Raw genomic sequence first — 21252 nt, 5'->3', positions numbered from 1 at the left:
ATGCGCGTCCTGTTCATGTGCACCGCCAACAGCTGCCGCAGCATCCTCTCCGAGGCGCTGTTCAACCACCTCGCACCGGACGGCTTCGAGGCGGTGAGCGCCGGCAGCCACCCCAAGGGCCAGGTGCTGCCGCGCAGCCTGACCACCCTCGCCCGCGCCGGCATCGCCACCGACGGCTTGAGCAGCAAGGGCAACGACGCCTTCGAGCACAACCCGCCGGACATCGTGGTGACCGTGTGCGACAACGCCGCCGGCGAAGCCTGCCCGGTCTACTTCGGCCCCGCGCTGAAGACCCACTGGGGCCTGGCCGACCCGTCCGACGTGCAGGGCAGCGACGCCGAGGTGGACGCCGCCTTCGACGCCACCCTGCAACGCATCGAAGCCCGCTGCCGCGCCTTCTTCGCCCTGCCCTTCGCCCACCTCGACCGCCCCGCCCTGCAAGCCGAACTCGACCGCATCGGCCGGCTTTGAGCCGGCCGATCGCCGGGGTGGCGTAGGGGGGATTGCGCTTCATCGATCCGCCGCTTCCCTGGGCTGAAGCCCAGGCTACGGGGGCGTCAACCCGAGCTTTGAGGCGCACCAGCTTGCTCAATCGCGCAGGGGCCGATGCGGTTCGCCGAGCTCACCGCATCCTACGGACCTGCCCGTGACGTAGGGTCGATCGCGCGTTATCGATCCACCGATGCACCGCGCTACGGGCTGGAACGGCGTGGGCCCGGTTTGCGTTTACGCCTCGCCGTAGAAGGGGGCGTGGTTGTAGTAGCGGATGCAGGCTTCGAGTTTCTTCTGGGTGTCGGCGCTGGGCTCTTCGAACTTCAGGCCGTAGCTGAAGCTGTCGCCTTCGCGGCTCTGCCGCTGCACCCGGGCCTTGACGGCGAACGGGCGCTGCGCGTTGTAGGCCTGGCGGTCGTCGCTGGGCTGGCGGATCTGCAGGTCGAGGAGGTCACCCACCTTGGCCTCAAGGGCGCGGGCGACCTTGAGGCGGATGCCGCTCATGCTGAAGTCGGTGCTGGTGGCGATCTGTTCTTCGCGGCCGTCGCTGACCCGCACCATGAGGTTCTGGGCGATGCGCGGGGCGCTGCGCTTGTCGCTCGGGGCGGCGCTGGCAAGCTGGCGGGCGTCGAACTGGAAGTGCTGCATGACCTTGCGCAGACGCTCGGAAACCTGGTGCAGGTCGGCGCTGACCACACCGGTGGTATGGATCTGCCGGGTGTTTTCCTCCTGGGTGGTGAGCAGGTCGTCCAGGCGGGTTTCCAGCTGGCCGAGCTTGTCCATCTGCTGGCCGCTGACGGCGGATATCTCGCTGGCCAGGCTGGCGTTGTATTCGATGTCCTGGAGGATCAGCCCGAACACCTCGCTGGCACCCTCGGCCTTGGCCATGCCCTGGTGAGTGCGCTGGATGATGCCTTCCATGGAGCGGGTGTTGTCCGCCACCAGGTCGGTGAGGTTGCCGATGATGCCGTTGATAGTGGCGGTGGCCTCGCCGGCGCGCTTGGCCAGGTTGCGCACTTCCTCGGCGACCACGGCGAAGCCGCGCCCCGCCTCGCCGGCACGGGCAGCTTCGATGGCGGCGTTGAGCGCCAGCAGGTTGGTCTGCTCGGTGATGCCGCTGATGGTTTCGGTGATGGCCTGGATCTGCCGGCTGGCGTCGCCCAGGGCGTTGATCTGCTCGCCGGCGGCCTGTACGTCGCTGACGGCACGGGCCATTTCGTCGATGTTGCCGCGGATCGCCTGCACGCCCTCGGAGGCTCGCGAGCGTGCCTCGCTGGCGCGGTCGCTGACGGTCTGCGACAGCTGCATCACCGACTGCGAGGTGGCGGCCAGTTCGCTGGTGGCGGCGCGCACCTCCACGGCGTGGTGCTCCTGCTCGCGGGAGCTGGAGGTGATGCGCTGGGAGATGTCGGCGATCTGGAAGGAGGACTGGCCGATCTGCCGGGACTCAAGGTCGATGCGGCGCATGTCACCGGTCAGCGATTCGACCATGTGCTGCATGCTGGCCAGCAGGCTATCGGGGTGGCTGGAGCGGTTGTCGATCACCAGGTCGAGCTTGCCGGCTGCCACGCTGCGGGCCACCTGCACGGCATAGGCCGGCTCGTTGCCGAGCATGGCGATCAGCCGGCGGTGAAGGAACAGGTAGCCGCCCACCAGCAGCACCAGGGCCAGCAGGCCGACGGTGACGTTGATGCGTTCGAGGTTGCGCAGGTCGTCATGCTTGTCCTGGTTGGCCGCCACCACACGCTGTTCCAGCTGGTCGGCCAGGGCTTCGATCTGGCTGGCCAGTTCGGCCGACATGGCGTCGAAGCCGCCCTCGCCCTTCATCACCTGGTTGCCGGCTTCACGGCCTTCCTTGAGGTAGCGGTCGGCCATGCGCTCGCCCACCTCGAACAGCTTGTCCACCTGGGCGTGGGCCAGGTCCACCTGGCTGCGCAGGCTGGGCTCGAACGTCAGCAGCGTGCGCAGGTTGTCGTGGGCGGCCTGGCGTTGGGCGGCGGCTTCGCTGTGGTCGTCTGAGCCCACCACAGCGGCGTCGGTGAGGAACTGCTGGATCTGCACCACGTGGTAGCGCACGTCCTTGAAGACCAGGGTGGCCTGTTGCAGGCGCAGTTGCTCGGCGTCGGCCTCGTTGAGCAGGCGGGTGCCCACCCAGAGCGCGACATTGCCCAGCACCAGCACCAGGGCGACCACTGTCCCCAGGGACAGCAACAGCCGCTTGAGGGACGCGGCCGGCAACTTCTCGTGGTTCATTTCGTATTTCTTACCTGACAGGGAGAAAACGGCGTCGGGGGGCATCCCCCCACTGCAAGGCACGAAGTCGGCCACGCCGGACATCCGCACCATCGGGTCCCAGGCTATCGGCCGCCCGTCAGCTCCCTTGAAGGCGATCGTGCGCATCTGCGCGCTCTGATAGCACGGATTTCTTAAGCGGCTCTGAAGCACTGGACCAAAGTCGTAGGCCCCCTGTCCGCCCCGGAACAGCCGATCAGCAGCCTGCCCTGCCGGCAACAGGCCCGGCGCCTCGTCGAGGCTGTGGAAAACACCCTGAACGCCACGGGGCATGGGGCTCTGGAGCCTGCGGCACGGCCCCTGCAAAAGGGAGGTGGACGACCGCTACGGTCCCTTTCGCATCCAGGAGCCCTTCCATGACTGCCCAGCAAAAGACCCTGCCCGCCGCCCTGTCCACCGGTACCGACTACGAGGCGCTGGCCCAGCGCTTCCGCCCGATCTTCGCGCGCATCGCCGAGGGCGCGGTGGCCCGCGAGCGCGAGCGCACCCTGCCCTACGAACCCATCCGCTGGCTGAAGGAGGCCGGCTTCGGCGCGGTGCGCATCCCGGTGGCCTTCGGCGGTGCGGGGGCTTCGCTGCCACAGCTGTTCCAGTTGCTGATCGAGCTGGCCGAGGCGGACTCCAACGTGCCCCAGGCGCTGCGTGGCCATTTCGCCTTCGTCGAGGACCGCCTCAACGCCCAGGCTCATGCGTCCCAGGCCCTGTGGTTCGAGCGCTTCGTCGCCGGTGACCTGGTGGGCTGCGCCTGGACCGAGGTGGGTGCGGTGAAGATCGGCGACGTGATCACCCGGGTCAGCCGCAAGGGCGACCAGTGGGTGGTCAACGGCACCAAGTACTACAGCACCGGCAGCCTGTTCTCCGACTGGATCGACCTGTTCGCCCGCCGCGACGACAACGGCCGCGACGTGATCGCCGCCATCAGCACCCACCAGGCCGGTGTGCAGCAGCAGGATGACTGGGACGGTTTCGGCCAGCGCACCACCGGCAGCGGCACCTCGGTGTTCAAGGATGCGGTGGTGGAGGAAGCCAACCTGATCGACTTCGCCGAGCGCTTCCGCTACCAGACGGCGTTCTACCAGCTGGTGCTGCTGGCGGTGCTGGCCGGTTCCGGGCGTGGCGCCCTGCGGGACTTCGCCGGCGAGGTGAGTCGCCGCACCCGGGTGTTCAGCCACGGCAACGCCTCGGCGGTGAGCGAGGACCCGCAGGTGCAGCAGGTGATCGGCAAGGCCTCCGGCCAGGTCTACGCCGCCGAGGCGGCCACCCTGCGCGCGGCCGAGGCCGCCCAGCGGGCCTACCTGGCGCACTTCGCCGGGGACGACGAGGCCGAGCGCCTGGCCAACGTGCATGCCGAACTGGAGTCGGCCCAGGCCCAGGTGGCCGCTGTGGAGCTGGTGCTGCGCGCCACCAGCGACCTGTTCAACGCCCTCGGCGCCTCGGCCACCAGCGTCAGCCGTCAGCTCGACCGCCACTGGCGCAACGCCCGCACGGCGGCCTCCCACAACCCGGTGATCTACAAGGAGCGCATCGTCGGCGACTGGCACGTCAACGGCACCGAACCACCCTATGTGTGGCAGATCGGCGGCGGCAGCCGCCAAGGGTGAGCGTGCCGGGGCAGTGATCCCGCGCAAGGAACGATGCGGTTCGCTGAGCTCACCGCATCCTACAGACCCGCTCAGGCTACATGGGCGTTGCCACGTGGTCCGTAGGATGTGCTGAGGAACGAAGCGCATCGCGCTACGCAGGCCGTGCTCCTGTGCGGGAACCGATGCGGTTCGCCGAGCTCACCGCATCCTACGGGCCTGCCCGGAATACGCGGGCATCGCCACGTGGTTCGTAGGATGTGCTGAGGAACGAAGCGCATCGCGCTACGCAGGCAATGCTCCCGCGTGGGAACCGATGCGGTTCGCCGAGCTCACCGCATCCTACGGATCTGCCCGGGCTACGAGCGCATCGCGCCGAGGCACGAAAACGCCCCGGGGTGGTGCCCCGGGGCGTTGGGTGGGGCGGTGTCAGAGCCGGCCGAGTTCCTGGGCGGTGCGGTCGAGGGCCTTGCGGGTCTTTTCCACCAGCTCGTCCAGTTCGGCGCGGGTGGCCACCAGGGCGGGGGCCATGATCATGCGGCCGAGGGTGGAGCGGATGATCACGCCTTCTTCGAAGCCGAGGGTGCGGCAGCGCCAGGCGATGTCGTTCTCGTTGTCGAAGCGCTTGCGGGTGGCCTTGTCTTCGGCGAGCTGCAGCGCGGCCACCAGGCCGGTGCCCTGGATGTCGCCCACCAGCGGGTGGTTGCCGAACACTTCGCGCAGGCACTGCTGCAGGTAGGGGCCGGTGTCGGCCTTGACCTGGCGGACCACCCCTTCGTCACGCAGGGCCTTGAGGTTGGCGATGGCCACGGCGGCGGCCACCGGGTGGCCAGAGTAGGTCAGGCCGTGGGCGAAGACGCCACCCTGCTCCACCAGGACTTCGGCCATGCGCTTGCTCAGTACCAGGCCGCCCATGGGGATGTAGCCGCTGGTAAGGCCCTTGGCGATGGAGAGGGTGTCCGGCTGGAAGCCGAAGTGCTGGTGGGCGAACCATTCGCCGGTGCGGCCGAAGCCGCCGATCACTTCATCGGCGCACAGCAGCACGTCGTACTTCCGGCAGATGCGCTGGATCTCGGGCCAGTAGGACTCCGGCGGGAAGATCATGCCGCCGGCGCCCTGGAAGGGTTCGGCGACGAAGGCAGCAACCTTGTCGGCACCCAGTTCGAGGATCTTCTCTTCCAGCTGGCGGGCGGCGCGCAGGCCGAATTCCTCGGGGCTGAGGTCGCCGCCCTGGGCGTACCAGTAGGGTTCGTCGATGTGTTCGAAGTCCGGCAGCATGCCGCCCATTTCGTGCATGAACTTCATGCCGCCGAGGGCGGTGGAGCCGAGGGTGGAGCCGTGGTAGCCGTTCCAGCGGCCGATCATGATGCGCTTCTCGGGCTTGCCGAGGATCTGCCAGTAGCGGCGCACGGTGCGGATCAGCACCTCGTTGGCCTCGGAGCCGGAGTTGGTGTAGACGGCGTGGCTGTAGTGGCCGGGCAGCAGGCTGAAGAGCAGCTCGGAGAGTTCGATCACCGCCGGGTGGGTGGTGTGGAAGAACATGTTGTAGTACGGCAGCTGCTCCAGCTGCTGCGAGGCGGCGGCGGCGAGGTCCTTGCGGCCGTAGCCGAGGTTGGTGCACCACAGACCGGACATGCCATCCAGGTAGCGCTTGCCGTCGTTGTCCCAGAGGTGCAGGCGGTCGCCGCCGACGATCACGCGCGGCCCTTCGGCGTTGAGCGCCTTCTGGTCGAGGAAGGCGTGGATGTGGTGGGCCGCGTCAGCCGCCTGGTAGTCGCGGGTGTCACGTTGGGCCTGGAATGGGGCGTTCATGTCGGTGTCTCCTTTCTCCCCTTGCGGGGGCGTTGCGGGTTCGTGTTGATGCGGCTCACTGGGCGGCTGGCAGGGGCTCGGGGCGGAACAGCGGCTTGCCCATCACCCATTTGATCCAGGCCACGGCGATCAGCGACACCAGGCCCAGCACCACGCCGGCGATGCCGAAGATCTTCCCGGTCATGTCCGGGCTCGGCGAGGCGTAGGCGATTGCATAGAGCATGCCGCCGATGCCGAACAGCTGCGGCAGCGGGTAGAACGGCGTGCGGAACGGCCGGGCGATGGCCGGGTAGCGGCGGCGCAGGGCGATCACGTCGAGGTGGACGATGATGTACGCCAGCAGCCAGGCCAGTGCGGCGGCCAGCAGCAGCAGGTTGATGGAGGCGGCGTCCTGGCCCATGGCGAGGATCGGCAGGCCGGTGATGGCGGCGACGAACAGCACTGCCACCCAGGGGGTGCGGGCACGCGGGCTGAGCCGCTTGAACTGCGGGAACGCCTGGCCGTTCTGGGCCATGCCGTAGAGCATGCGCGGGATGGCCGCCAGCGAGGTGTTGAGGGTGCTGCAGGTGGCGGTGACGGCGGCGATCACCAGGAACACTTCGCCGGACTCGCCGAACACCGTGGTGGCGAACAGGTAGTGCGGCAGGGCGTCGGTGGTCAGCGCCTCGGCCGGCAGCATGAACAGCGCGCCCAGGCAGTACAGGGCGATGGTGAGGAAGATGACGGTGAGGCCGATGATCATCGAGCGCGGGATGTTGCGTTCGGGGCGCTTGGTCTCCTCCACCAGCGGGCAGACGAACTCGGCACCGACGAAGCCCCACACGGCCATGGCGGTGAGGGTCAGCACGCCGGCGCCCATGGGGTTCCAGTCACCGTGCAGCACGCTGCTGGCGGTGGTGCCCGGGGCGCCCTTGGCGATGGCGGCGATGCCCAGCACCAGCAGGACGATGACCATCACCACTGCCAGGGCGGTCTGCAGCCTGGCGAAGATGTCGATGCCCAGGAGGTTGAGCACGGTGAACAGGCCGAGCACGCCGAAGGCGACGCTGAAGGGCGGGAACACGTCGGGGTAGACCTTGCCGATGATCAGGTCGAGCAGCAGCAGCTCGGCGGAGAGGGCGAACATCGCCACCACCACATAGCCGGAGAAGGTGGCGAGGATGGCCGGGAAGTGCCCCAGGGCCACTTCGGTGTAGCTGGACAGGCCGCCGGCGCGGGGGATCATCAGCGCCAGTTCGGAGAACGAGAAGGCGTAGCTCAGCGCCAGCAGCCAGGCCAGCCCCAGCGGCACCAGGAAGCCCAGGCCGGAGAGGCCGGCGCCTTGCAGCATCAGCACCATCACGCCCTGGGACACCACCAGGCCGATGGCCACGGCGAGCAACGCGCCGAGCCCCAGCACCCGGCGGAACCCGCCGACTTCCTCCTGCCCCTGCACGGGCATGGACACACTTGCACTCATGACACCCTCCGATCTTGTCGTTGTTATGCGCCCGCCGGCCGGCGGGTCGGTGATGCAGGGCGCGGGCCGGCCGCGCCCTTGTGATCTCAGCGCGCGGCCCAGGCGTTGAAGCGCTCCTCCAGCTCCTCGCCGTGGTTGACCCAGAACTCGGCGCTCACCAGCTGGGCGTCGGCCAGGTTGGCCGGGGCGGTGGGCAGCTGGGCGCGGGTGGCCTCCGGCAGGGCATCCAGGGCGGCCTTGTTCACCGGCCCGTAGGGGATGCGGGTGGAGAACGCCTGCTGGTTCGGCGCCTGGCTGGCGAAGGCGATGAAGCGTTCGGCAGCGGCCTTGTTCGGGCTGCCGCGGACGATGGCCCAGTGGTCCGGGTCGTAGAGGTTGCCGGCCCAGACGATGGACAGCTTCGAGCCCTCCTGCTGGGCGGCGGCGATGCGCCCGTTGTAGGCGGCGGACATCACCACGTCGCCGGCCACCAGCCACTGCGGCGGCTGGGCGCCGGCTTCCCACCACTGGATGCTGGGCTTGATCTGGTCGAGCTTGCGGAAGGCGCGGGCGACGCCTTCGGGGGTCTCCAGCACGCGGTAGAGGTCGGCGGGCTTGACGCCGTCGGCCAGCAGCGCGGCTTCCAGGGTGTACTTGGCACCCTTGCGCAGGCCGCGCTTGCCGGGGAAGCGCTGCAGGTCCCAGAAGTCGGCCCAGGAGGTGGGGGCGCTGCTCAGCCGGCTGGCGTCGTAGGCCAGCACCATGGACCAGACGTAGCTGGCCACGCCGCACTCGCTGACGGTGTTGGGGATGTACTGGCCGGGATCGCCGATCACCGCCGGGTCGAGGCGCTCGAACAGGCCTTCCTCGCAGCCGCGCAGCAGCTCGGGGGACTCCACTTCGACCACGTCCCAGGTGACCTGGCCGATGTCGACCATGGCCTTCACCTTGGACAGTTCGCCGTTGTATTCGCCGGCCACCACGCGCGCGGCGCCGCTGGCTTCGAAGGGGCGGAAGTAGGCCGCGTCCTGGGCGGCCTTGGTGGCGCCGCCGAAGGAGATGACGGTGAGGCTGGCCGGGGCGGCCAGCACGGAACCGCTGAGGCCGGCCAGGGCGCTCAGGGCAAAAGCGGTACGACGCAAGGACATGCGCATGGGAACTCCCTCACTGCTTGTTGGGTTGTTGTCAGTTACGGAGGCAGTCATGACCCCGCGCGAACGCGGGGTGGATCGGGGCCGGTCGTCTGGGGCGACCTTGGTCCCCGCGCGGGCGGGGCCTACGCGGGGCCGGGGCGCAGCTGGAACCAGGTGGTCTTCAGCTGGCAGTACTTGTCGAAGGCGTGCAGCGACAGGTCACGGCCGAAGCCGGACTGGCGGCCACCGCCGAAGGGCACGCTGACGTCGAGGGCGTCGACGGTGTTCACCGACACGGTGCCGGCCTTGAGGGCGCGGGCCACGCGGTGGGCACGGTGCAGGTCGTCGCTCCAGACCGAGGCGGCGAGGCCGTAGACGCTGTCGTTGGCCAGGCGGATGGCTTCGTCTTCGTGGTCGAAGGTGCTGATGGCCAGCACCGGGCCGAAGACTTCCTCGCGGGCGAGGACGGTGTCGGGGCCGACGTCGGCGAACAGGGTCGGTTCGATGAAGTTGCTGGAGCCGTTGAAGGTCAGTTGCCGGCCACCGGCGAGCAGCCGGGCGCCCTGGCCCTGGGCCTGCTCGATGAAGCCCAGGATGCGGCGGGTCTGGCTGCTGTCGACGATGGCGCCGGCGCGGCTGGCCGGGTCCAGCGGGTCGCCGGGCATCCAGTCGCGGGCCTTGGCCAGCAGGCGTTCGATGAACTCGTCGCGGATGCTGCGCTGCACGTAGAGGCGCGAGTTGGCCGAGCACACTTCGCCCTGGTTGAAGAAGATGCCGAAGGCGGCCTTCTCGGCGGCGAGGTCGAGGTCGCGGCAGTCGTCGAACACCAGGTTGGGGCTCTTGCCACCGCACTCCAGCCAGACCTGCTTGAGGTTGGACTGGGCCGAATAGCCCATGAAGTACTTGCCCACCTGGGTGGAGCCGGTGAACACCAGGCAGTCCACGTCCGGGTGCAGGCCCAGGGCGCGGCCGGCCTGCTCGCCGAGGCCGGGCACCACGTTCAGCACGCCTTCGGGGATGCCCGCCTCCAGGGCCAGCTCGCCCAGGCGCAGGGCCGAGGCGGGGGACTGTTCGGCAGGCTTGAGCACCACGCTGTTGCCGGCGGCCAGGGCCGGGGCCAGCTTCCAGGCGGCCATGTCGAGGGGGAAGTTCCAGGGCACCACAGCGGCGACCACGCCCAGCGCTTCGCGGGTGATGGTGGCCAGGGCGTTGGGCGCGGTGGGCGCCACCTGGTCGTAGAGCTTGTCGAGGGATTCGGCGTACCAGGCGAAGACGTTGGCGGCGCCGGGCACGTCGATGGTGTAGGCGTCCATCACCGGCTTGCCCATGTCCAGCGAGTCCAGCAGGGCCAGCTCCTCGCGGTGGGCCAGCATCAGCTCGGCGAGGCGCAGCAGGATCTTCTTGCGCTCGGCCGGCGCCATGCGTGCCCAGGGGCCATGCTCGAAGGCCTGGCGGGCGCTGCGCACGGCGAGGTCGACGTCCGCCGTGTCGCAGGCGGCGACGCGGGCCAGCAGCTGGTTGGTCGCGGGGTTGATGGAATCGAAGGTGGCGCCGGAAGCGGCACTCACCAGGCGGCCGCCGATCAGGGCCTTGTCGATGATGGATTGCCGGGCGGCTCGCTGCTGCCAATAGCCGAGGTCGTACACGCTGCACCCCCTGTCGACCGTCTTCGCGGTCTGGTTGTCGTTCGGGTCGGGGCAGATGGTGCGCCAGCGGGGGCATGAGGAAAATTATTAAAAATATGCTCGCTAGCCATGAAAAAGCTCACCAGCCGATCGGCCCACCCGCTGCGGCCTGGGGTATGGTGCTGGCCTTCCGCTCCACGGGCGAGGCGCGGCCGGCACAGGTGGCACAGGCCGTCGAGACCGGGCTGCTGAGATCAGGCTGTTGAAACGAGGAGGAGTCCCATGGCGACCTACACCCTGCGGCAACTGAGGTACTTCGTGACCACGGTGGAATCCGGCAGCGTGGCCGAGGCGTCCCGCAAGCTCTACATCGCCCAGCCGTCCATCTCCACGGCCATCAAGGGGCTGGAGGAGAGCTTCGGCGTGCAGCTGTTCATCCGCCACCACGCCCAGGGCGTGTCGCTGACCCCCAGCGGCACGCGCTTCTACGAGAAGGCCCTGGAGCTGTTGCGGGTGGCGCGGGAGTTCGAGCAGAACGCCCTGGCGGACAACGACATCGTCGCCGGGCAGATCGACATCGGCTGCTTCGAGACGGTGGCGCCGCTCTACCTGCCGCAACTGATCGCGGGGTTCCGCGCGCTGTACCCGGGGGTGGACATCCGCATCCGCGACGGCGAGCAGCAGGAGCTGGTGCAGGGGCTGACCGCCGGCACCTTCGACCTGGCCTTCCTCTACGACCACGAGCTGGACAGCACCATCGCCACCGAGCCGCTGATGGCCCCGCAGAAGCCCTATGCGCTTCTGCCGGAACACCACCGCTTCGCCCGCCAGGCCCAGGTGTCGCTGCGCGACCTGTGCCTGGAGCCGATGATCCTGCTGGACGTGCAGCCGAGCCGCACCTACTTCGTCAGCCTGTTCCACGAGCTGGGGCTGACGCCCAACATCGTCTTCAGCTCGCCCTCCATCGAGATGGTGCGCGGCATGGTGGGCCAGGGCTTCGGCTTCTCCCTGCTGGTCACCCGCCCCCATTCCGAGTGCACCTACGACGGCCAGCGGGTGGTGTGCGTGGACATCACCGAACCGGTGGCCACCTCCGGCCTGGTGGCCGCGCGCCTCAAGCGCGCCCAGCTGACCAAGCCGGCCCAGCTGTTCGTGGACTTCTGCCGCGAGCGCCTGGGCCAACTGGCCCAGGCCCGCGAGGCCACGCCTCAGCCCTGAGTCCCGCGCCCACCGAAAGCAGCGAAGCGCTTGTTGAAGTGGGCAATGCGCCCCTCCGCCGCCACCTGGCGCTGCTGGCCGGTGTAGACCGGGTGCGACGCGCTGGACACGTCCAATGCCACGTAGGGGTAGGTCTGGCCATCGCTGTGCACGTAGGTGCGGTCGGTTTCCACGGTGGAACCGATCAGGAAGAACGCATTGGCCGAGGTGTCGTGGAACAGCACGGGCCGGTAGTCGGGGTGAATGCCGGGTTTCATGGAGCCTCCGATGCAAATGTTATAAAGTTACGCATCCTGCGCTTGTCGAGAATGATTTTCAATATCTCGCGGTGCTAGCCATAACCCACTCGTCAGCTTCTCTCAGAAGTAAGACCCCAGTGCGCATCCCGAAACGACATCTGGCTCAAGCGTTGGAGCGGGGCAGCGCCCCTTCAGGAGGCCGAGCGCAGTCGTTGCGCAGGGGGACGAGCGGCATGGATGCCGCGAGAGGCGCGCCAGGCCACGGATGGCCCATCGCGCCGGCCCCCGAAGCAACGATGGAGCGAGGGGAGTCCCGCGAAGCGGGACCCGGATGCAGGGGCGAGCCCTTTTGGTTACTTTTCTGTGGGCGGCATTCCGACGATTGAGAAAAGTGACTCGCCCGGCGGGGCGAAACAGAAAACATCGACAGAACTCGATAACCAACCTGGCTCCGCGCTCACTCAACCCCCGGGAACGCTCTATCCATGAACATCCCGCGTCTCGCCCTCCTGACCACCCTCCCCCTCCTCCTGCTGCCGCCCCTGTCCCAAGCCGCCCTCCCCATCCCCCTGGGTCCCCTCCCCCACTGCACCCGCAGCGCCACCCTGATGCACTGCAACGACGGCCAGGGCGGCTTCTACGGCATGGCCATCCAGGGCAACGACCTCTACCTGCGCGGTCACGACGGCCTGACCGGCCTCGGCTGGGCCCAGACCAGCACACGCTTCGGCCGCCTGCTGCTGCTCAGCGGCATCAGCAGCGACGGCACCGTGTGGTTCGGCTTTGGCCGGCGCATGGGCTGGAACGTGCTGAACCGCCTCTCCACCTCCGCCGGCGACCGCATACGGCTCTCCTGCAACCGCTTGAAGGGCTGCGACTGACCTCCGGGCGGGACCATTGCGCACCGAGCCGGTGCAGCGGCGACAAAACCGGCACCGATCCCGTCGTGCGGCTTGTCGGCGGGCCCGCGCTTGCGGTATCAGTGCATTCGCCCGCCCCTGAATTCCCTGGAAACACCATGACTGTCCTGGTTCCCGCCCACAGCCCCGCCGCCACCGGCAAACCCGCCGGCCGCATCCGCCAGAAGAACGAAGAGATCATCCTCGCCGCCGCCGAGGAGGAGTTCGCCAAGCACGGTTTCAAAGGCACCAGCATGAACGCCATCGCGCTGCGCGCCGACCTGCCCAAGGCCAACCTGCACTACTACTTCAGCAACAAGCTGGGGCTCTACGTGGCGGTGCTGAGCAACATCCTCGAGCTGTGGGACAGCACCTTCAACACCCTCACCGCCGAGGACGACCCGGCCGAAGCACTGGCCCGCTACATCCGCGCCAAGCTGGAGTTCTCCCGCCGCTACCCATTGGCCTCGAAGATCTTCGCCATGGAAGTGATCAGCGGCGGCAGCTGCCTCGACAAGCATTTCAACCAGGACTACCGCGACTGGTTCCGCGGCCGCGCCGCCGTGTTCGAGGCCTGGGTGGCCGCCGGCAAGCTGGACCCGGTGGACCCGATGCACCTGATCTTCCTGCTCTGGGGCAGCACCCAGCACTACGCCGACTTCGGCTCGCAGATCTGCCGCGTCAGCGGCCGCAAGCGCCTGACCAAGGACGACTACGAAGTCGCCGCCCAGACCCTCACCCACATCATCCTCAAGGGCTGCGGCCTGACGCCGCCGGCCAGCGCCTGATGCCCTTCACCCTGGCCGGGCCCAGCGAGTACCGCGAGGAAATCCGCAAGAGCCGCTTCATCGCCCTGGCCGCGCCGGTCACCAGCGCGGCAGAGGCCCAGGCCTTCATCGCCACCCACAGCGACCCCGCCGCCAGCCACAACTGCTGGGCCTGGAAGGTGGGCGCGCAGTACCGCTTCAGCGACGACGGCGAACCCGGTGGCACCGCCGGGCGGCCGATGCTCGCCGCCATCGAGGGCCAGGACATGGACCGCGTGGCGGTGCTGGTGATCCGCTGGTACGGCGGCATCCAGCTCGGCACCGGCGGCTTGGCGCGGGCCTACGGCGGCAGCGCCGCGAAGTGCCTGCAGGGCGGCGAACGCACCGAGCTGCTGGCCCTGCAGCGCCTGCGCGGGCACGTGGCCTTCGCCGAGCTGGCCCCGTTCAAGGCGCGCCTGGCCGAGCACCAGGCGCGGTTGGAAGACGAGGCCTACGACGCCGAGGGCGCCTGGCTGGAGCTGGCCCTGCCGGCGGAACGCCAGGCGGCCCTGCAGCAGGTGCTGGCCGACCTCAGCCGGGGCCGCAGCCAGCTGCAACCGGTGGAGGCGGTGGCGCCGTGAGCGGCCGCCTGCGCATCCACTCCCCGGCCATCCTCTACTTCGACATGGTCCGGCGCTGCCACTCCATCCGCGAGGCGGCGCGCCGGCTCAACGTCGCCTCGTCGGCGGTGAACCGGCAGATCCTCAAGCTGGAGGACGAACTGGGCACGCCGCTGTTCGAGCGCCTGCCCGGCGGCCTGCGCCTGACCCCGGCCGGCGAGACCCTGTCGCGCCACGTCACCGTGGTGCTGCAGGACCTGGAGCGGGTGCGCTCGGAACTGGACGCCATGCAGGGCCTGAGCACCGGCCACGTGGAGATCGCCACCGTCGAAGGCGTCACCCTCGACCTGCTGCCCCGCGTGCTCGACGCCATGCACACGCGCTATCCGCGCATCACCGTGGGCGTCACCACCCTCGGCTCCCAGGCCATCCCCGAGGCGGTGCTCAGCGGCGACGCCGACCTGGGCCTGGCCTTCGGCCTGCAACGCAGCGCCGAGCTGCAGCAGCTGTGCCTGGGGCACTTCCGCCTGGGGGCCATCGTCCCCGCCGGCCATCCCCTGGCCCAGCGCCAGGAGGTGGCCTTCGCCGCCTGCGCCGAGCACGGGCTGATCCTCGCCAAGCGCGAGCTGTCCCTGCACCACCAGATCGGCCCGCTGTTCCGCCGCCTGCGCCAGCCCGGCCTGCCGGTGCTGGAAAGCAGCTCCCTGGAGCTGGCCCGGCAGATGGTCAGGCGCGGCCTGGGCATCGCCTTCCAGACCCGCATCGGCCTGGAGGCCGACCTCGCCAGCGGCGAGCTGCTGCACCTGCCGCTGACTGACCAGGGCGGCCTGCACAGCGACCTCGGCCTGTACATGCGCGCCGGGCGTCACCTGCCGGTGGCGGTGGACGCCTTCGCCCGGCTGATGGCCGAGGAGATCGCCCGCCGCGAGGGCGAGGAACCGCCGCGGCTCTGAGGCTTCACTAAGCGATCGAATTCACCGAAGCGTTTTCTGCCCCTGAGATAAGCTCTCGGGCTTGCCCAATAAGCCATTCGCAAACGCTCCAACCTACGTAAGAGAAGCAGTCGTTATGTTTTCGAAAAAGATATTTATCTGCTTGGTTTCAATTTCACTTTATGGGTGCGCCAGTGGTGAAAAAATTCTTGTGAGTGCAGAAAAAGGCCATCGATGCTCTGGGGATATATTCCCTGTCGATTCTCCCTCAATAACTCTTTTTCCAGAGCGTTCATGCGAACTCCCCCTCGCAAACGCCAACCGGATGAAGTCCTACGTACTCAAGTCCAATGGCACATCTACATATGGCTGCTGGGAAAGGAAATCTGGCGGTAATTTTTTGATAGTTACCGCTCAAGGCGAGGAATATACACACAGGATTCTGGACTATGTCGACGCCACTCTAATCACACCGAAAACTGCAAAAGTAACGTTCTCGCTTTTCCAAGCTACTTGGGGAAAGGAAGAGTGTCCCAAGCCGGTCGGATTTAATGCATGGGTACCTTAGCAACTCCAAAGACAACAGCCTTGTTGTGATCTAGAGCCTACCGCCCTGGCCGCTTTCCATCGTAAAGATTGCTTCTAGCACTGGTGCCGGCGCCGGCTTTCGGCGTCAGCCCATGCCCTCTGCCTACCCGCTCGATTTCTGCCCTTCACGCCAGCCTGCGCCCTTGAGCGCGCGGAACGCCCGCCGGGCTGGAGGCCGCGAAAATACTGACTTCCAGGTCAATTCAGCGCTGCCGTTCCGGCATCAGCCCGAGCGAAATACTGTTCTTTGGCGCACACCGGGCTTGTGCCGATACTGCGTCGCTCGGTGTCCGTACCGAACTGTCGATACCCCACTCCACAGGAGCCACAACAATGAAAAAAGCACTGCAGGGAGCGTCGTTGGCACTGGCCTTCGTCATGGCCGGGGAGGCCAGCGCACTGGAATGGATGAACAACAGCCTGGGCTTCCGTTATGGCCAGCAGTTCACCAACCCCAACAACCCGGACAAGTTCGCCAAGCGCATCTACAGCTTCACCCACGCCAGCGGCTACCAGTACGGCAGCAACTTCTTCAACCTCGACGTGTTCCTCTCCGACAACCGCGACCCGCGCAAGGGCACCGACGACGGCGGCAGCGAGGTCTACGCCACCTACCGCCACCAGCTGTTCGCCTCGCGGGTGTTCGACCAGCCCCTGGGCACCGGCCTGATCAAGGACTACGCCTTCACCGCCGGCTTCGACGCCAGCCGCAACAACAACCGCGCCTCGGCCAAGAAGCGCGCCCTGGTGTTCGGCCCGACCCTCAAGTTCAACACCGTCGGCGTGCTCGACCTGAGCCTGCTCTACTACCGCGAGCGCAACCACAGCGGCATCCCCGGCGTGCGCCACGAGAACCTCACCTTCGACGGCACCTACAACCTCAACCTGACCTGGCTGCGGCCGTTCAAGGTGGGCGACCACGCGGCCAAGTTCCAGGGCTTCGTCAACCACATCGGGGAGAAGGGCGAGGACTACAACAACCGCGACACCGCCCCGGAAACCCTCATGCGCACCGCCCTGATGGTGGCCGCCCGCCCGGGCGACCGGGTGCAGCCCAACCTGTGGTTCGGCGTCGGCTACGAGTACTGGCACAACAAGTTCGGCGTGGACGGCGGGCGCGGCAGCCGCACCTCAACCCCGACCCTCAACCTCGAACTCAGCTTCTGAGCCCAACCCGGCCCCGTGGTTCGGGCTTCAACCCGGAGCGCCTTCGCCGGCCATGCCCCGGGCTGAAGCCCGGGCTACGGGTGCCCTCCGCAACGTAGTGGCACGGGGTGTAGCCCGGACTGTAGCCCGGACTTCAGTCCGGGGATTCCACGCACCCGGCCTTGAGCTTCAACTTGAGAATCCCTCGCCAGCCCATCCCTGGGCTGAAGCCCAGGCTACGGGTGCCTTCCTCTCGCCGTGGCATAGGCCGTAGCCCGGACTTCAGTCCGGGGATTCCACACACCCAGCCCTGCGCTTCAACCTGGAGATCCCTCGCCAGCCCACCCCTGGGCTGAAGCCCAGGCTACGGGTGCCGCCCTGTCACTTCCGGTGGTCCGGAACCGCCCACAAAAGCCGGGGACAAGCCTGTGGATAACCTTTGCAAAGGTGGCGCCGGGCTGCGTGCCGTGGTGCCTGCCGCGAGCTGATCAAATAACGACCACCCTGCCCTGCGCCCAAATGGCGCACGCAAGGGCTTGACAGGCATGGATTAATTTCGCTGGGAAATAAGGCACCGCGCCAGCATCCCGTCGAGGTGCCCCGTGCTCGCCCACAATAACCGTGGACAGACCTGTGGATAACCTTGGGAATAACCGCGCCAGCCCTGCTGCGCCAAGGCCTGCGCCGCCCTGATCGAAAAACCGCCACAACGGTGCGCCAACCCACCGTCCACGCCCCATTTGCGTGCAGCCTCCGCGCGGCCCTGGCCCCCTGTCGTCTCGCTGTCCCAAGGCCCGCGCGCTTTCTGACCCGGTGGCCAGCTTTTTGCTTTGGCTGGGCCAGCTGATTGATCGAGTGAAGCCCCATGACCGCCTCCCCTCCCCGCCTGGAACTCCTGGGCATCACCAAGCGCTACCCCGGCTGCCTGGCCAACGACCGTGTCGACCTGGCCATCGCCCCCGGGGAGATCCATGCCCTGCTGGGCGAGAACGGTGCCGGCAAGAGCACGCTGATGAAGATCATCTACGGCGTGGTGCAGCCCGATGCCGGCGAGATCCGCTGGCAGGGCGAGACGCGGCGGGTGCGCGACCCGGCCCAAGCCCGCGCCCTGGGCATCGGCATGGTGTTCCAGCACTTCTCGCTGTTCGAGACCCTCACCGTGGCCGAGAACATCGCCCTGGCGCTGGGCCGCGAGGCGGGCACGCCCAGGCAGCTGGAGGCGCGCATCCGCGAGGTGTCGCAGCGCTATGGCATGGCCCTGGAACCGGGGCGGCTGGTGCATGCGCTGTCCATCGGCGAGCGCCAGCGGGTAGAGATCGTCCGCTGCCTGATGCAGGACATCCGCCTGCTGATCCTCGACGAACCCACCTCGGTGCTGACCCCGCAGGAGGCCGAGGAGCTGTTCGTCACCCTGCGCCGGCTGGCGGCCGAGGGCTGCAGCATCCTCTTCATCAGCCACAAGCTGGCCGAGGTGCGGGCGCTCTGCCACAGCGCCACGGTGCTGCGCGGCGGCCGTGTCTCCGGCCAGTGCATCCCGGCCGCGTGCAGCGACCTGGAGCTGGCGCGGCTGATGGTGGGCGATGCCGAAGGACTGGTGGCGCAGTACCCCAAGGTCAGCGGCGGCGCGCCCTTCCTGCACCTGGAGGGCCTCGACTGGCACAACCCCGACCCGTTCGGCGTGTCCCTGAAAGCCATCGGCCTGGAGGTGCGCAGCGGCGAGATCGTCGGCATCGCCGGGGTGGCCGGCAACGGCCAGGACGAGCTGCTGGCGCTGCTCTCCGGTGAGGCCCGGCTGCCGCCGGCCAAGGCGGCGGCGGTGCGTTTCGCCGGGCAGGCGGTGGGCCAGTTGCCGCCGGATGCGCGGCGCGCCCGGGGCCTGGCCTTCGTGCCCGCCGAGCGCCTGGGGCACGGCGCGGTGCCGGAGCTGTCCCTGGCGGACAACGCGCTGCTCACCGCCTCGCGCCAGGGCCTGCTGCGCCACGGCCTGGTGCGCCGGGGCCGGGTGCTGGCCTTCGCCGAGGAGGTGATCCGCCGCTTCGCGGTGAAGACCCCGGACGCCCACACCGCCGCCCGCAGCCTCTCCGGCGGCAACCTGCAGAAGTTCATCCTCGGCCGCGAGATCCTCCAGCAACCCAGGCTGCTGGTGGCCGCGCACCCCACCTGGGGCGTGGACGTGGGCGCGGCGGCGGCCATCCACCGCGCGCTGATCGCGCTGCGGGATGCCGGCGCGGCGATCCTGGTGATCTCCGAGGACCTGGACGAGCTGTTCCAGATCAGCGACCGCATCGGTGCGCTGTGCAGCGGCGAGCTGTCGGCGCTCAAGCCGGTGCCGGACACCACCGCCCAGGAGGTCGGCCGCTGGATGGCCGGCCGCTTCGATTCGCCCCAAGCCGCCTGACCCGGAGCCCCCATGCTGTTATCCCTCGTTCCCCGCACCCAGCCCTCGCGAGCGATGCTGGTGCTCTCCCCGGTGCTGGCCGGCCTGCTGACCCTGGCCTGCGGCTCGCTGCTGTTCCTGGCCCTGGGCAAGGACCCGCTGGAAACCCTGCACACCCTGCTGATCGCCCCGGTGAGCGACCTCTACGGCGTCTCCGAGCTGCTGGTGAAGGCGCTGCCCATCCTGCTCTGCGCCCTGGGCCTGGCCGTGGCCTACCAGGCGCGGGTGTGGAACATCGGCGCCGAGGGCCAGTTGCTGGTCGGTGCCCTGGCCGGCAGTGCGCTGGCGGTCCACGTCATCGACTGGGAGAGCCGCTGGGCGCTGGTGCTGGTGCTGGCCGCCGGCACCCTCGCCGGGGCCGCCTGGGGCGCGCTGGCGGCCTGGCTGCGCACGCGCTTCAACGCCAACGAGATCCTCACCACCATCATGCTCAACTACGTGGCGCTGAACCTGCTGCTGTACGCGGTGCACGGTCCGCTGAAGGACCCGGGCGGCTTCAACTTCCCCGAGTCGGCCATGTTCGGCGACGCCACCCGCCTGCCGCCGGTGTTCGAGGACCTGCGCCTTCACATCGGCCTGTACTTCGCCCTGCTGGCGCTGGTGGCGGTGTGGGTGCTGCTGCACAGGAGCTTCCTCGGCTTCCAGATCAAGGTGCTGGGCCTGGACAAGCGCGCCGCCGGCTTCGTCGGCTTCCGCGAGCGGCGCCTGGTGTGGCTGGTGCTGCTGCTCAGCGGCGGCCTGGCGGGCCTGGCCGGGGTCGGCGAGGTCACCGGGCCCATCGGCCAGCTGGTGCCGCAGGTGTCGCCGGGCTACGGCTACGCCGCCATCACCGTGGCCTTCCTCGGTCGCCTGAACCCGTTCGGCATCCTCGCCGCCGGCCTGCTGATGGCGCTGCTCTACCTGGGCGGCGAGAACGCGCAGATGGCCCTGAACCTGCCGCAGTCCATCACCCAGCTGTTCCAGGGAATGATGCTGTTCTTCCTGCTCGCCTGTGACGTGCTGATCCTCTACCGCCCGCGCCTGGCGGCCCGCTGGACGCTGCGCACGACGGCCCGCGCACGCGGGGCCCTGGCATGACCCTCTCCCCTCTTCCTGACGCGCGGCTCGCCGCCCGAGGCTTCTGACCCATGGATCTCGATCTGCTGACCAACATCCTCTTCGCCATGGTCCGCTGCGGCACGCCGCTGCTGCTGGTGGCTTTGGGCGAGCTGGTGTGTGAAAAGAGCGGCGTGCTCAACCTCGGCCAGGAGGGAATGATGCTGTTCGGCGCGGTGGTGGGCTTCATCGCCGCCATCGGCACCGGCAGCCTCTGGCTCGGGGTGCTGGCGGCGATGGCCGCCGGGGTGCTGCTGTCGGCGCTGTTCGCCCTGGTGGCGCTGGGCTGCAACGCCAACCAGGTGGCCACCGGGCTGGCGCTGACCATCTTCGGCATCGGCCTGTCGTCCTTCGTCGGCGCGGCCTGGGTGGGCAAGCCGCTGGCAGGCTTCGAGCCGGTGGCGATCCCGCTGCTGGGTGCGCTGCCGGTGCTGGGCAAGGTGCTGTTCAGCCAGGACCTGATGATCTACCTGTCCTTCGCGCTGTTCGCGCTGATCGCCTGGGCCCTGTTGAAGAGCCGCATCGGCCTGGTGCTGCAGGCGGTGGGCGAGAACCCCGACGCGGCCAGCGCCATGGGCCTGCCGGTGCTGCGGGTGCGCACCCTGGCGGTGCTGTTCGGCGGGGCGATGGCGGGCATGGCCGGGGCCTACCTGTCCCTGGCGTACACGCCGATGTGGGCGGAGAACATGACCGCCGGGCGCGGCTGGATCGCCCTGGCGCTGGTGGTGTTCGCCAGCTGGCGGGTGTTCCGCGTGCTGCTGGGCGCCTACCTGTTCGGCCTAGCGAGCATCCTCCACCTGGTGGCCCAGGGCGTGGGGCTCGCCATCCCGGCCAACCTGCTGGCGATGCTGCCCTACGTGGCGACCATCCTGGTGCTGGTGCTGCTCTCCCGCGATGCGGTGCGCACCCGCCTGTTTGCCCCCGTGTCCCTCGGCCAGCCCTGGAAGGGCGGGCACTGAG

At 68.6% G+C, this 21252-nt stretch carries 17 protein-coding genes and 1 pseudogene; 11 read left to right on the top strand and 7 right to left on the bottom strand.

Annotated elements, in window-relative coordinates; genetic code table 11:
• Positions 1-471, top strand: coding sequence for an arsenate reductase ArsC (locus FBY21_RS23815; protein WP_142014155.1), 471 nt, complete (start codon positions 1-3; stop codon positions 469-471).
• A 255-nt stretch (positions 472-726) separates the two neighbouring features.
• Here FBY21_RS23815 and FBY21_RS30390 read toward each other — a convergent pair whose 3' ends face one another.
• Both FBY21_RS30390 and FBY21_RS30385 read right to left on the bottom strand, forming a co-directional pair.
• Complete coding sequence (locus tag FBY21_RS30390; RefSeq protein WP_409563823.1) at positions 727-1140, bottom strand: PilZ domain-containing protein; 414 nt, start codon at positions 1138-1140, stop codon at positions 727-729.
• Positions 1141-1308: 168 nt separating this feature from the next.
• A pseudogene (locus tag FBY21_RS30385) lies at positions 1309-1800 on the bottom strand (methyl-accepting chemotaxis protein); the annotation flags it as partial.
• Between the two features lie 1340 nt (positions 1801-3140).
• Between FBY21_RS30385 and FBY21_RS23805 the strand changes: the two are divergent.
• Positions 3141-4385, top strand: coding sequence for an acyl-CoA dehydrogenase family protein (locus FBY21_RS23805; protein WP_142014149.1), 1245 nt, complete (start codon positions 3141-3143; stop codon positions 4383-4385).
• 408 nt (positions 4386-4793) lie between these two features.
• On the opposite strand, the gene FBY21_RS23800 is transcribed toward FBY21_RS23805, so the two are convergent.
• From FBY21_RS23800 to FBY21_RS23785, 4 genes are all read right to left on the bottom strand, one after another.
• The gene (locus FBY21_RS23800) at positions 4794-6176 is read right to left on the bottom strand and encodes an aspartate aminotransferase family protein (protein ID WP_044412827.1); all 1383 of its coding nucleotides are present in this window, start codon (positions 6174-6176) and stop codon (positions 4794-4796) included.
• Positions 6177-6231: 55 nt separating this feature from the next.
• Positions 6232-7617 (bottom strand): APC family permease, encoded by a 1386-nt coding sequence (locus tag FBY21_RS23795; protein WP_139233724.1) that lies wholly within the window; start codon positions 7615-7617, stop codon positions 6232-6234.
• Positions 7618-7721: 104 nt separating this feature from the next.
• Positions 7722-8768, bottom strand: a complete 1047-nt coding sequence (locus FBY21_RS23790; RefSeq protein ID WP_107331348.1) for an ABC transporter substrate-binding protein — start codon at positions 8766-8768, stop codon at positions 7722-7724.
• A 122-nt stretch (positions 8769-8890) separates the two neighbouring features.
• Positions 8891-10393 carry an aldehyde dehydrogenase gene (locus FBY21_RS23785; RefSeq protein WP_142014147.1) on the bottom strand — a complete coding sequence of 501 codons (1503 nt, stop codon included), beginning with the start codon at positions 10391-10393 and terminating at the stop codon, positions 8891-8893.
• A 261-nt stretch (positions 10394-10654) separates the two neighbouring features.
• On the opposite strand from FBY21_RS23785, the gene FBY21_RS23780 reads away from it, so the two are divergent.
• Positions 10655-11590 (top strand): LysR family transcriptional regulator, encoded by a 936-nt coding sequence (locus FBY21_RS23780; protein WP_044412836.1) that lies wholly within the window; start codon positions 10655-10657, stop codon positions 11588-11590.
• On the opposite strand, the gene FBY21_RS23775 is transcribed toward FBY21_RS23780, so the two are convergent.
• Positions 11581-11847 (bottom strand): type B 50S ribosomal protein L31, encoded by a 267-nt coding sequence (locus FBY21_RS23775; RefSeq protein WP_074974029.1) that lies wholly within the window; start codon positions 11845-11847, stop codon positions 11581-11583. The genes FBY21_RS23780 and FBY21_RS23775 overlap by 10 nt on opposite strands.
• Before the next feature lie 467 nt (positions 11848-12314).
• Here FBY21_RS23775 and FBY21_RS23770 point away from each other — a divergent pair, with 467 nt between their 5' ends.
• The 8 genes from FBY21_RS23770 (at position 12315) to FBY21_RS23735 (ending at position 21251) form a co-directional block, all read left to right on the top strand.
• On the top strand, positions 12315-12710 hold the full coding sequence (locus tag FBY21_RS23770; protein ID WP_142014144.1) for a hypothetical protein: 396 nt from the start codon (positions 12315-12317) through the stop codon (positions 12708-12710).
• Between the two features lie 137 nt (positions 12711-12847).
• Positions 12848-13516: a TetR/AcrR family transcriptional regulator gene (locus FBY21_RS23765; protein WP_044412842.1), complete on the top strand. Its 669-nt coding sequence runs from the start codon at positions 12848-12850 to the stop codon at positions 13514-13516.
• Positions 13516-14115 (top strand): IMPACT family protein, encoded by a 600-nt coding sequence (locus FBY21_RS23760; RefSeq protein ID WP_142014141.1) that lies wholly within the window; start codon positions 13516-13518, stop codon positions 14113-14115. The genes FBY21_RS23765 and FBY21_RS23760 overlap by 1 nt, the downstream gene beginning before the upstream one ends.
• Positions 14112-15047 (top strand): LysR family transcriptional regulator, encoded by a 936-nt coding sequence (locus tag FBY21_RS23755; RefSeq protein WP_142014138.1) that lies wholly within the window; start codon positions 14112-14114, stop codon positions 15045-15047. Before FBY21_RS23760 ends, FBY21_RS23755 begins: the two co-directional genes overlap by 4 nt.
• A gap of 900 nt (positions 15048-15947) precedes the next feature.
• Positions 15948-16781 carry a nucleoside-binding protein gene (locus FBY21_RS23750; protein ID WP_142014135.1) on the top strand — a complete coding sequence of 278 codons (834 nt, stop codon included), beginning with the start codon at positions 15948-15950 and terminating at the stop codon, positions 16779-16781.
• A gap of 844 nt (positions 16782-17625) precedes the next feature.
• Positions 17626-19158, top strand: a complete 1533-nt coding sequence (locus FBY21_RS23745; protein ID WP_044412854.1) for an ABC transporter ATP-binding protein — start codon at positions 17626-17628, stop codon at positions 19156-19158.
• Between the two features lie 12 nt (positions 19159-19170).
• The gene (locus tag FBY21_RS23740) at positions 19171-20274 is read left to right on the top strand and encodes an ABC transporter permease (protein WP_044412857.1); all 1104 of its coding nucleotides are present in this window, start codon (positions 19171-19173) and stop codon (positions 20272-20274) included.
• Positions 20275-20324: 50 nt separating this feature from the next.
• Positions 20325-21251, top strand: coding sequence for an ABC transporter permease (locus FBY21_RS23735; protein WP_142014133.1), 927 nt, complete (start codon positions 20325-20327; stop codon positions 21249-21251).
• The last annotated feature ends 1 nt before the right edge of the window (position 21252 follow it).

It is taken from the genome of Pseudomonas sp. SLBN-26, assembly GCF_006715895.1.
Lineage (GTDB): Bacteria > Pseudomonadota > Gammaproteobacteria > Pseudomonadales > Pseudomonadaceae > Metapseudomonas > Metapseudomonas otitidis.
This window is presented reverse-complemented; position numbering and strand designations above follow the sequence as displayed.

Excerpts from the sequence above, each read along its gene's own strand:
- FBY21_RS23815 (WP_142014155.1), top strand. The coding sequence starts at position 1 with ATGCGCGTCCTGTTCATGTGCACCGCCAACAGCTGCCGCAGCATCCTC.
- FBY21_RS30390 (WP_409563823.1), bottom strand. The coding sequence starts at position 1,140 with ATGCAGCACTTCCAGTTCGACGCCCGCCAGCTTGCCAGCGCCGCCCCG.
- FBY21_RS23805 (WP_142014149.1), top strand. The coding sequence starts at position 3,141 with ATGACTGCCCAGCAAAAGACCCTGCCCGCCGCCCTGTCCACCGGTACC.
- FBY21_RS23800 (WP_044412827.1), bottom strand. The coding sequence starts at position 6,176 with ATGAACGCCCCATTCCAGGCCCAACGTGACACCCGCGACTACCAGGCG.
- FBY21_RS23795 (WP_139233724.1), bottom strand. The coding sequence starts at position 7,617 with ATGCCCGTGCAGGGGCAGGAGGAAGTCGGCGGGTTCCGCCGGGTGCTG.
- FBY21_RS23790 (WP_107331348.1), bottom strand. The coding sequence starts at position 8,768 with ATGCGCATGTCCTTGCGTCGTACCGCTTTTGCCCTGAGCGCCCTGGCC.
- FBY21_RS23780 (WP_044412836.1), top strand. The coding sequence starts at position 10,655 with ATGGCGACCTACACCCTGCGGCAACTGAGGTACTTCGTGACCACGGTG.
- FBY21_RS23775 (WP_074974029.1), bottom strand. The coding sequence starts at position 11,847 with ATGAAACCCGGCATTCACCCCGACTACCGGCCCGTGCTGTTCCACGAC.
- FBY21_RS23770 (WP_142014144.1), top strand. The coding sequence starts at position 12,315 with ATGAACATCCCGCGTCTCGCCCTCCTGACCACCCTCCCCCTCCTCCTG.
- FBY21_RS23765 (WP_044412842.1), top strand. The coding sequence starts at position 12,848 with ATGACTGTCCTGGTTCCCGCCCACAGCCCCGCCGCCACCGGCAAACCC.
- FBY21_RS23760 (WP_142014141.1), top strand. The coding sequence starts at position 13,516 with ATGCCCTTCACCCTGGCCGGGCCCAGCGAGTACCGCGAGGAAATCCGC.
- FBY21_RS23750 (WP_142014135.1), top strand. The coding sequence starts at position 15,948 with ATGAAAAAAGCACTGCAGGGAGCGTCGTTGGCACTGGCCTTCGTCATG.
- FBY21_RS23745 (WP_044412854.1), top strand. The coding sequence starts at position 17,626 with ATGACCGCCTCCCCTCCCCGCCTGGAACTCCTGGGCATCACCAAGCGC.
- FBY21_RS23740 (WP_044412857.1), top strand. The coding sequence starts at position 19,171 with ATGCTGTTATCCCTCGTTCCCCGCACCCAGCCCTCGCGAGCGATGCTG.
- FBY21_RS23735 (WP_142014133.1), top strand. The coding sequence starts at position 20,325 with ATGGATCTCGATCTGCTGACCAACATCCTCTTCGCCATGGTCCGCTGC.